At 35.1% G+C, this 1,808-nt stretch carries 2 protein-coding genes; one reads left to right on the top strand and one right to left on the bottom strand.

All coding sequences use genetic code 11. From position 1 onward, the window contains the following. Positions 1-783: 783 nt before the first annotated feature. Entirely contained in the window at positions 784-990 is a 207-nt protein-coding gene (locus tag FHL06_RS12650; RefSeq protein WP_120144039.1) for a hypothetical protein, read from the top strand. A gap of 115 nt (positions 991-1,105) precedes the next feature. Here the strand turns inward: FHL06_RS12650 and FHL06_RS12645 are convergent, their stop codons facing one another. Then, positions 1,106-1,387 carry a bacteriocin immunity protein gene (locus FHL06_RS12645; RefSeq protein WP_192917990.1) on the bottom strand — a complete coding sequence of 94 codons (282 nt, stop codon included), beginning with the start codon at positions 1,385-1,387 and terminating at the stop codon, positions 1,106-1,108. Positions 1,388-1,808 lie beyond the last annotated feature (421 nt).

Raw genomic sequence — 1,808 nt, 5'->3', positions numbered from 1 at the left:
CAACCCTGCATACGCAAATATTATTGAAATAATAACAAGATTAATAAAAAACGCTCCGAGGTAATACAGGACATGACGTTTTGACATATTATTTTCTCCTTACTAGCTATTCAAATAATATGAGATTATTAGGACAAATGCAAAAAAGAAGATACAAAAAAGGCTTGCTCACGCAAGCCTATCATCATATCTTCTTTCATATGTTATACCTCGAATTTGTAATTTTATTTTGAATGGTTTTGATTCATGTATTTTTGTGTTTTGTATTTTTGATTGATTAATTTAGTTCAAGAATTTCTTTTCGTTACGACTTCTGATCATTTTAGTACAAACAGTAGCTAAAACAGATACACCCGTTAATACGAGAATTGGATGTTTTTTCATATACTTCACCTCGTTTTTGGAATAGCCATATTTGACTATGTATACATAATAACGAGAGTTTATGAAATTGGTTGTAGAAAAGTTTGAATTTAATGTGAATTTTTTTCCTTTCTTTAGAGCTGAAACATCGGCAACTTGCTGTGCGGACCGACCTGAGCCAAGGTCTCAGGTCTCGGTTTGAAGCCTTGCAAGCAAGTCTCCAAACACGCCCGGTGGTGTAATGGCTAAAGCCATAACGCCACTTTCACTGCCAGTTACTATTGTCCCGCTCTTCCGACTGAGTTATCGTTAAAATAAAATTATCCGTATAACATATTCAGTACTATTTACTTTGAAATCTCTCTTATTTTGATGGTGTATAATAAAACGTATACATTTCACAATTTTGGAGATATTAGAATGAATAAACTATTTTATAAGACAATTAACTTCTGGTATGGCGTGGCTATGCTAGTCGTAGGAATTATTTTTATCGACCATTCAACAAAATCAACATGGCTATTAGTTGACGCTATCTTTATCATCTCGGCAATTGTTTTCTTCTTACTAAGTCTCTTTCACAAGCCTAAGCCTAAAAAGGATAAAGATGAAACGCCAACTTTATAATTACTAAACACGGTCAGCTTTCGAGTACCAAGGTAAAAAAACTAGTAATCCGATTTGGATTGCTAGTTTTTTAATTTCAGCGGGAAAAGCTATATTTTGTCTTCCACGCTCCTTTTTACCAAAACAATTTACTTAAGCCAGTACCCTTCCAAAAGTTTTGATCATCTTTTTGAACAACTTTTGCCAAATTCATAACCGATGGCGATGCCTGATATTGATGGGTCATTAAATAAGCTGAAAGAGCGCTACCTAACTTTCGAACGACATTTCTAATTTCCTTATCATCATTCAAATCACGATACGCTACTAACAAAGCACTTGAGAGACCCATATCACTCTTAACTTCATCCTCATTTGCGGTTGTATCAATCAAATCCATTAAACTTTTCTTATCCATTATAATCAGCACCTCAAGTTCTTTTAATGTCCTAAACATAACAAAAACTAATCCTGATAGATTAACTTTATCTTGAACACTCTAATTTTTAATCCTGAATAGCTCCAAATAACTAGTTGTATCCTATCCCAGAAAACTAGCCGGAAAGAACAAGAAATTTAGGCCGCTGTGAAGGTGGCGTAATGGCTTTAGCCATTACACCACGGGACGAATTTTGAAATTCGAGTGATTTTCTCGAAGTTCAAAATCGAGACTGGAGACCTTGGCTCCAGTCGGTCCCCATAGCGGCCTAAATTTCTTGTTCTTGGAGGCGGCACACCCAGTAAAAATCGTTTTCTACCTATTATATAGCGCAAAACCAACTTCCATGGTATTATTTAAACAGCTTAGCGAAAGGATGGTATTACTATCATGCGCTTAA

This window comes from Companilactobacillus halodurans, assembly GCF_009600985.1.
Lineage (GTDB): Bacteria > Bacillota > Bacilli > Lactobacillales > Lactobacillaceae > Companilactobacillus > Companilactobacillus halodurans.
Note: the sequence above shows the minus strand (reverse complement) of the source record. Positions and strands in the feature narration are given on the sequence as shown.